6 protein-coding genes are annotated in these 8,535 nt (G+C 73.0%); 1 reads left to right on the plus strand and 5 read right to left on the minus strand.

The features are described from left to right. Nucleotides 1-20 precede the first annotated feature (20 nt). The 5 genes from ACJ73U_RS15545 to mihF form a co-directional block, all read right to left on the minus strand. The gene (locus tag ACJ73U_RS15545) at nt 21-2,285 is read right to left on the minus strand and encodes a hypothetical protein (RefSeq protein ID WP_407778325.1); all 2,265 of its coding nucleotides are present in this window, start codon (nt 2,283-2,285) and stop codon (nt 21-23) included. Continuing rightward, on the minus strand, nt 2,282-3,952 hold the full coding sequence (locus ACJ73U_RS15550; RefSeq protein WP_407778326.1) for a hypothetical protein: 1,671 nt from the start codon (nt 3,950-3,952) through the stop codon (nt 2,282-2,284). Before ACJ73U_RS15550 ends, ACJ73U_RS15545 begins: the two co-directional genes overlap by 4 nt. Continuing rightward, a complete protein-coding gene (locus ACJ73U_RS15555) occupies nt 3,949-5,196 on the minus strand; it encodes an ABC transporter substrate-binding protein (RefSeq protein WP_407778327.1) in 1,248 nt (415 codons plus the stop codon). Before ACJ73U_RS15555 ends, ACJ73U_RS15550 begins: the two co-directional genes overlap by 4 nt. 66 nt (nt 5,197-5,262) lie before the next feature. Continuing rightward, entirely contained in the window at nt 5,263-6,414 is a 1,152-nt protein-coding gene (locus ACJ73U_RS15560; protein ID WP_407778328.1) for an isochorismate synthase, read from the minus strand. A 117-nt stretch (nt 6,415-6,531) separates the two neighbouring features. Then, on the minus strand, nt 6,532-6,843 hold the full coding sequence (gene mihF, locus ACJ73U_RS15565) for an integration host factor, actinobacterial type (RefSeq protein WP_133907570.1): 312 nt from the start codon (nt 6,841-6,843) through the stop codon (nt 6,532-6,534). A 267-nt stretch (nt 6,844-7,110) separates the two neighbouring features. On the opposite strand from mihF, the gene ACJ73U_RS15570 reads away from it, so the two are divergent. Next, the coding region (locus ACJ73U_RS15570) for a long-chain fatty acid--CoA ligase (RefSeq protein WP_407778329.1) at nt 7,111-8,535 on the plus strand (1,425 nt) is incomplete at its 3' end.

Here is an 8,535-nt window from a genome sequence, read left to right on the forward strand (position 1 = left end):
CAGCTGCTCGCCGCGCTCGGCTAGAAGCCTTCCATCAGGCGGCGGATGGCTTCCTCGCGGTACCGCTCCGCCAGCGGGGTCTGCTGGCGCGGGCGCAACGAGATCGACTCCTGCAGGCGGGCCAGCGCCGCCCGGGCGGCCTCCCGCTCGTCCACCGGCTCGGGGTTGCCCCGCAGCAGCTGGCCGGCCGCCAGGGGGTCCGCCAGCGCCGCCGTGCCGAGGTGTTGCAGGCACCGCGCCATGCCCTGCTTCTCGCCGACCTGCTTGAACGTGTCGTGTGCGCGCTGCCACGCCCGCACGGCCTCCACCAGGTCCGCGTGCGCCAGCACCACCCCGCGCAGCTCGGCGCTGTGTGCCTGCGCGCCCTGGTCACCGGCGACCTTCGCCAGCTCCTCCGCGCGTTCGAACCAGTTCCGCGCGTCCTCCAGCTCACCGCGCTCCAGGTGCAGCACGCCCCGGTTGATCAGTGCCGCCGGGGACGCCACGTCCAGCTTGGTCAGGTCGGTGAAGGCGTCCGCGAGGCCGGTGCCGCGGTCGATGGCGACGAGTGCCCGCTCCTCGCGTTCCCGCACGTCCAGCTCGTTCGACAGCCGCTTGTCCGGCACCCGCTCGATGAGCGCGCCGGCGTTGTCCAGCTCCGTGACCGCGTGGCCGAAGCACTCCGCCACTCCATGCGCGCCACTCATCCGGTACGCGGTCGCCTGGCGGATCGCGGCGTGGGCGGCCACGTCGAACCGCTCGGCGCGCATCGCCAGGTCGTACACGCCCTGGTACACCGCCAGCATCCAGTGCGGCTGCCGCACCCGCAGGTACCACCTGCCCAGGGCGTCCGCGATCGCGCGCAGGTCGTCGAGGATCGCGGGCAGCAGCTGGTCGTCGTACGGCGCGGCGTACAGCGGCCGGAACGACGGCTCCGACTCCTCGAACCACTCCGCGGCACGCTTAGGGTCGCTCTCCAGCCGCGTCACCCACGACTCCGCGAACGTCCGGTAGAACCGCAGCAGCCTGGGCAGTGCGCGGGCGGCGACCTCCCGGCGGTCCTGCTCGCCGGTGGTGCCCTCGATCGCCCGCCGGTACTCCTGCGGCAGGCGGTACCGCTGGCCGGCCAGCTCGACCAGGCCGCGCTCGCGCAGCTCCCTCAGCTCGGCCGGGTTCTCCTCGACGCCGAGCATGGCCGCGACCGCGCCCTCGATCAGCCCGGTCACCGGCAGTACGGCCAGCGCGGACAGCAGCCAGGCGGCCTCCGGCGACAACCCGGCCCGCCGGTTCTCCAGCACGGTCCGCCACACCCGTTCGAGCGGACCCGTGGCCGGCCCCTCCTGGCGCAGCTCGCGCAGCAGGTCCTCGAAGTTGTCGTTCCGGTTGACCTCCTGGGCGAGCTCCTTGACCCAGCGCGGCCGGCCGAGGCAGGCCGCCAGCAGCTCGTCCAGGTCGCCGTCCGGCTCGGGGTTCCTGCCGAACGGCCAGCGCCGGCGCGGCGTCCCGCGCGTCAGCCGCCACAGCTCCCGCATGTCCGCGCCGGACATCTCGGCGACCGTGACCGTGCTGTGCGGGACCAGGTCGGCCAGCACGGGCTCACCCACGACCACCAGCCGGGGACCGCCCGCCGACCACTCGGCCACCAGCCACGCGACCTGCTCCGGGTAGCTCACGTTGTCCAGCACCAGGGTGCGGTTCAACGCGCGCAGCACCCCGATCAGCTCCCGCGCGACCTTCGGCAGCACGTCCTCGCCGGCCGGCTCGTCGACGCCGAACAGCGGCGCCACCCGCCCCGCGACCGTGACCGCGTCGTCCGGTTCGCTCGCCGACCGGCTGCGCAGGTCGAACCTGACGGTGGCGTCGGGGCTGACGCCGTGGTGGGCGATCAGCTCCTGCGCGACCGCCGTGCCCACCGCGGACGTGCCGACGTCCCGCTCCCCCACCACGACGACGATCCCGTTGTCGCACACCAGGTCCACGGCCCGCGCCACCTCGTCGCGCCGGCCGCGCAGCTCCGGCGGCGGGTGCCACACGGGCAGGGCACGCGGTCGCGGGCGCTCCTCCTCGGCGATCGGGCCGCGCTTGCGCCGGCGGTCGACCAGCTCCCACCCCAGCCACCCCAGGAGCAGCAGCGGCGCCACGATGACCGCGGTCAGCAGCAGGTAGTGGCCGACGGTGTGGCCGATGGTGGTGTCGTTGGCCTGGTTGCCGATCAGCTCACCGGAGACCGTGACCACGAACCAGGTCACCACCGCCAGCATCAGCACCGGCAGGCGCCGGAACCACTCCCGCTCGGGCCGGTTCACGGCATGTCCTTGCCGGTGAGGCCGCCGACGACCCGCTTCCACGTCACGAGCAGCAGGGTGATCGGGACGACCGCGGAGACCACCGCGGCGGCGGCCACCGTGCCGGCCGACGAGCCGAACTGCCGCGCCTCGCCCCAGAGCAGCAGCGTGAGCGGGCTGCTGGCCGAGCCGTTGATCAGGAAGCCGACGATGAAGTCGTTCCACACCAGGACGAACTCGAGCACCCCGGCCGCGACCAGCGCGGTCCGGTACGGGCCACCCCGCCACATGCTGTCGAGCGCGGGCCGCCCGTCGCGGGCCGGCGCGGCGAGGAACGCCGTGCGCAGCACCAGCGTGGCGAACGGCAGCCCGGCCGCCGCGTGCACGAGGGCGAGCGGCGCCCGCGCCCCGGTCAGGCCGAGCGCCCCGAACGCGGCGCCGAGCGGGCCGGCGTACATCTGCACCGGCGCCACCGCGAGGATCGCGAGCAGCCCGATGACCACCCGCGACAGCGGGCGCGGCGCCACCCAGGTCAACAGGTAGGCGAGCGGCACCGCGGCGACCAGCACCAGCCCGGTCGCGAGGCCGGCGATGAGGAAGCTGCCGGCCACCGCGGGCCACAGCCAGGTCGAGCTGACCGACGCGAACGAGCCGAGGCTGAACGGGTCGAACCACCACCAGCCGACCGCGCCGGCGGAGTCGGGGCTGTGGAAGGCGGTGAGCACCAGCACGAGCACCGGCGTGACCCACAGCAACCCGATGAGGCCCAGGAGCGGCCAGCTCCACCAGCGCGACGGGCGCCGGTCACCGGCGTCCGGGGGCGGGGCGTACCCGGCGGGTGCGCGCATGGCCCGCATGCCGGTCGCGCTCAGCACCGCGACCACGGCGAACAGCAGCACCGCGAGCGCGGCCGGGCCGCCGGTGTCCGCCGACCGCTCGATCATCCGCCACCAGTGCAGGCCGACGACGTCCACGTCGTCCTCGTGGGAGCGCGGCGCGGCGATCAGCACCAGGTCGAACACCCGGATCGCGGCCACGAGCACAGTCAACACGACGACCGGGGTGACCGGTCCCGGCCGCGCGAGCGTCCACCGGCCGAGCCGGAACGTCGCGCCGCCCGCCGACTCGAGGCCCTCGCGGAACAGCACGACGACGAACCCCAGCCAGGACCAGGCGAAGGCGGACGCGAGCACCCACCAGATGAGGTCGGGGCCGAGCCAGGTCACGTTCCCGCCGAACAACGCGGTCGCCATGCCGCGCTCGGGGTTCGGGTCGAAGATCAGCCGGAACACCGCGCCGGACACCGCCGCGGACACGCCGAACGGCAGGATCAGGGCGTACAGCAGGATCCGCCACAGCTTCTCCCCGATGTGCCGGCTCAGCACGGCGATGCCGTAGCCGACGGCGATCAGCACCAGCGCGATGCCCACCCACAGCACGCTGTGCCACGCGGACCGCAGCGCGGTGGGGTCGGTGAACAGGGCGCGGAAGTTGCCGATCACGGGCACGTCCGCGTCGAGCGCCCACCCCAGGGTCCAGGCCATCGGCACGACCAGCAACGCGACCAGCAGCGCCGCCGGCACGCCGAGCAGGTACCGGCGCCCGTCCTGTCGCGGCGCGACGAGCCCGTCGCTCAGCTCGCGGCCGGCGACCTCGAGGGTCACCCCGTCATCGATGTCGATGTTCATGATCCGGTCCGGTGTTCGGCGTCGACCATGGCCAGGCCGGCCGTGCGTGCGGCGTCCCGCGGGGTGATGCCGGCCGTGACGCCCCGCAGCAGGTCCTGCAGGACGCGCTGGAGCCCCTCGCTGCCCCCGAGCCGGCCGAGCTGGTCGGCCAGCCCGAAGCGGATGTCCTCGTCCCGCAACGCCGCCGCGAGCCGGCGCAGGGTCGGGCTGTACTCGTCGAGGTGCGTCCCGGGATTGGCGGCGATGAACCCGCCGGTGTCCCGGATCCATGGCACGGGCGCGGCCGGCCTGGCGAGATAGCGGATGAGGTCGAGCGCCTGCCCGCTCGCGGGCCGGGTCAGCACCAGCAGGTCCGACGAGACGGCGAGCGGCGGCCTGCCGCCGTTGCCCGCCGGGAAGGTGAACGTGTCGAAGTCCCGCGGGTCGGGGGCGAACCGGCGGATCACCGACTCGGCGAAGTCGGGTGCCGGCACCATCGCTGCGCGGCCGTACCGGCACATCTCGAGGACCGCGTCCGGGAACTGCTGCACGAGCGCCTTGCCCGCGCCACCCGCCAGCGCGCCGGCCTGCCCCCACATGGTGGCGACCATCTCGAAGGCCGTGCGGACCTCGCGGCTGTCCCACAGGGTCGCCTCGTGCGGGCCGGAGAGCGCGTCGAACGCGGCCGGGTACGTGCGGAGCAGGACGTTCTCGAAGAACTGGGCGAGCATCCAGCCGTCCGCGCCGCCGAGCGCGAGCGGCGCGATGCCGTCGTCGATGAGGTCCTCGTTGAGCGCGAGCCAGGCGTCCCAGGTCGCCGGCGGCGTGATGCCGAGGTCCCTGCGGTACCAGACGACCGAGACGTCGGCGAGCTTGAACGGCAGCGCGTAGCGCCGGACGCGCTCGTCCCGCACGATCCGGTCGTACGCGTCGTGCCAGACACCGGCCGGCAGCGGCGCGAGGTGGTCGAGGTTGGCGGTGACGTGCCCGACCTGCGGCACGGCCACGATGTCCGGGCGGCCGCTGGTCCGGGAGTCGAGCGCCGCGCCGATGTCGTCGCCGAGGGGGATCAGCTCGTAGTCCGCCGTGCCGCGCCCGTCGAGCACGTGCGCGAAGGCGGCCAACTCGGTGGCGCTCCAGGAGACCGCGACCCGCACGATGTCCCCGAGCCCGACGGCCCGGCCCAGCTCACCGCACCCCGCCGCGAGCCCCGCGACCGGCGCAACCGCCGCCGCGCGCAGCAAGGTTCTCCGATGGACCCGCATACCGCCCCAGTGAGTCGACTGGTACACAACCATATGTGATGTCAACCCACCTGGTGTGGCTCACCCTCAGGTGACGTCGAGACGCAGCCCCATCGCCCGAAGCAGGGTTTGGAACTTCGCGGACGTTTCGGTCACCTCCAGCTCCGGGACCGAGGCCGGCATGATGCCCGCGCCGGAGTAGAGCGTCACCGTGGGCGGTCCCGTGACCGGCTCGGTCAGCTCGGCGCAGCGGATGCCCACCACCCACTGGCCGTCGCCGTCGGCGTCGCACCAGCCGATGGCACCCGCGTAGTAGCCGCGGTCGAACGGCTCCAGCGCGCTGATCGTGGCACGGGCCCGCGCGGTCGGGGCGCCGCAGACGGCCGGGGTCGGGTGCAGCGCGCTCGCGAGCCGCAGCGACGAGACGCCGGGGTCACGCAGCTCGCCGGTGACACGCGTGGAGAGGTGCCAGACCGCGGTGGTGCTGACCAGCTCCGGCCTCGCCGGCACGTCGAGCGTCCGGCAGAACGGCGCCAGCGCGTCGGCGACGGCTTCCACCACGACCCGGTGCTCGTCGTGGTCCTTGACCGAGGCCAGCAGCGCCTGCCCGTTGGCGTGGTCGCGCTCCGGGTCCGGGTCGCGGGGGATCGAGCCGGCCAGCGGGTTCGCCACGACCGTGGTGCCCGTGCGGGACACCAGCATCTCGGGGGTAGCACCGACCAGTGTGCGGCGGCCGGTCGCGGCCGGCAGGTCGACGGCGTAGGTGAAGCCGGCGGCGTTGTCGGAGACGAGGTTGCCGAGCAGCGTCCGGACGTCGACCGGCCCGTCCATCGTCAGCCGCAGCGAGCGGGCCAGGACGACCTTCCGCAGGTCACCGGCCGTCAGCTCGTCGACGGCACAGGCCACGGCGCGGGCGTACCCGGCGCGGGACGGCACGGGCTCGACGCCGACGGCGACGCCGACCGGCCGGCGGGGGTGGGCGGGCAGAGGGCCGGACAGGCGCACGGCGTCGGGGAGCACGATGTGCGGCGTGGCGGTGCTGTCCGGGCCGGTGTCGAAGGGCAGTGCGCCGACGGCGACCGGGACGTCGGCGTCGACCAGGAGCTTGGTGACCCGGTTGGCCAGCTCATCGGGGTCGGGTTCGGTGACGACCTGGCGTTCACCGGTCGCCAGCAGTGCGCGCTGAGGCGAGGTCAGGAGGAACGATCCGGGGCGGTAGTCCTCGATCACACCCTCCATCATCACCCACGAACAGGTGGTGATGCTGCTGACCGAGTAGGATTTTGAACACGTTCAGGCCCGCGAGCGGCTCCCACCCGCGGGCCCGATGAGACGTGTCCCGGATCAGCGCTCGGGTCAGTTCAGCGCATCGATGAGCGCGGCGCGCTGGCGGTCGCCCAGACCGGCCGCCCGCCGGTCGGGGTCGATGCCGGTCTGCTCCAGCAGCGCGGCGACCTTCACGGCGCCGAGACCGGGCACTGCCTTGAGCAGGGCGGCGACCTTGGTCTTGCCGATGGTCTTGTCTTCCTTCGCCTTGCCGAGCACCGACGCGATGGTCCGCTCGCCGGACTTGATCGACGCCAAGAGCTCGGAACGCGCCTTGCGCGCCTCCGCCGCCTTGGCCAGCGCCTCAGCGCGCTGCTCTGGAGTCAACGTGGGCAGAGCCACCGTGGTGTTCCTTCCTTCTCCGTTCTCTGGCGGGTCCGCGCAGGCCGACGACCAGGTCAAAGCCTGGACCGCTCCCCCGCGGCGCCGCTGCCAGTAAACACATCAACGTCCTGGAACATACGCGCGACACGCGAAGACTTCGCGCCGAAACCGCAGGTAACCCACCTTCCGGGGGTCCAATACGGAGCGTCACCCGTGTTCCTGGGCACAATTCCGCACTACTGTTCTGGCCAGTAGTGACACCAGCCACAGGGAGCTTGAACAGCGATGTTGGGCACCATGCAGGACGGTCAACTGTCCATCGCCAACCTGCTGCGGCACGGCAGCCGGGTCCACGCCAACGCCGAGGTCGTGACCTGGACCGGAACCGAGGGCCGCCGGACCGACTACGCCGGGATCGCCCGGGAGTCGGCCCGCCTGGCGAACGCATTACGCGGCCTCGGGGTGACGTCCGACCAGCGGGTCGGCACGTTCATGTGGAACAACGCCGAGCACCTGGTGGCCTACCTGGCGGTGCCCGCGATGGGCGCGGTGCTCCACACGCTCAACATCCGGCTGTTCCCCGAGCAGCTGACCTACGTCGCCAACCACGCCGAGGACCACGTGGTCCTGGTGGACGGCACGCTGGTGCCGCTGCTGGCGAAGGTGCTGCCGACGTTCGAGACGGTCCGGCACGTGGTGGTCGTCAACGGCGACACCACGACGCTGCAGGCGCCCGAGGGTGTGACCGTGCACTCCTACGCCGAGCTGCTCGCGGACCAGCCGGCCGAGTTCGACTGGCCGGTCGTGGACGAGAACTCCGCGGCCGCGATGTGCTACACGTCCGGCACCACCGGCGACCCGAAGGGCGTCGTCTACACCCACCGCTCGATCTGGCTGCACTCAATGCAGGTGTGCATGACCGACTCCATGGCGTTGTCGCAGGCCGACCGGGCGCTGGTCATCGTGCCGCAGTTCCACGCGATGTCGTGGGGCCTGCCGTACGCGGCGCTGATGGTGGGCGCGTCACTGATCATGCCGGACCGGTTCCTGCAGCCCGAGCCGCTGGCGGCCATGATCGCGGCCGAGAAGCCGACGATGGCCGGCGCGGTACCGACGATCTGGCAGGGCCTGCTGGCGTTGCTGGACCAGAAGCCGCAGGACCTGGCGCCGCTGGGCCGGGCCGTCGTGGGTGGGTCCGCGTGCCCGCCGTCCCTGATGACCGCGTTCGACAAGCTGGGCGTCACAATCATCCACGCGTGGGGGATGACCGAGACGTCCCCGCTTGGCTCGGTGTCCCGCCCGCCCGCCGGCCTGTCCCCCGAACAGAGTTGGGAGTACCGGATCCTGCAGGGCCGCTTCCCGGCCTCGGTGCGCGCCCGGATCCGCGACGACGAGGGCAACGAGCTGCCGTGGGACAACGAGGCGGTCGGCGAGCTGGAGTGCGCCGGTCCGTGGGTCGCGGCGTCGTACTACCGCGTCGAGCCGGGCCAGGAGGGCTCGGAGAAGTTCACCGAGGACGGCTGGCTGCGCACCGGCGACGTCGGCGCGATCACCCCGGACGGCTTCCTGCGGTTGACCGACCGCTCCAAGGACATCATCAAGTCCGGCGGCGAGTGGATCTCGTCGGTGGACCTGGAGAACGCGGTCATGGCGCACCCGTCGGTCGCGGAGGCCGCGGTGGTCGGCGTGCCGGACGAGAAGTGGTCGGAG

Origin of the sequence: Actinophytocola sp. (assembly GCF_045807065.1) — a bacterium.
Lineage (GTDB): Bacteria > Actinomycetota > Actinomycetes > Mycobacteriales > Pseudonocardiaceae > Actinophytocola.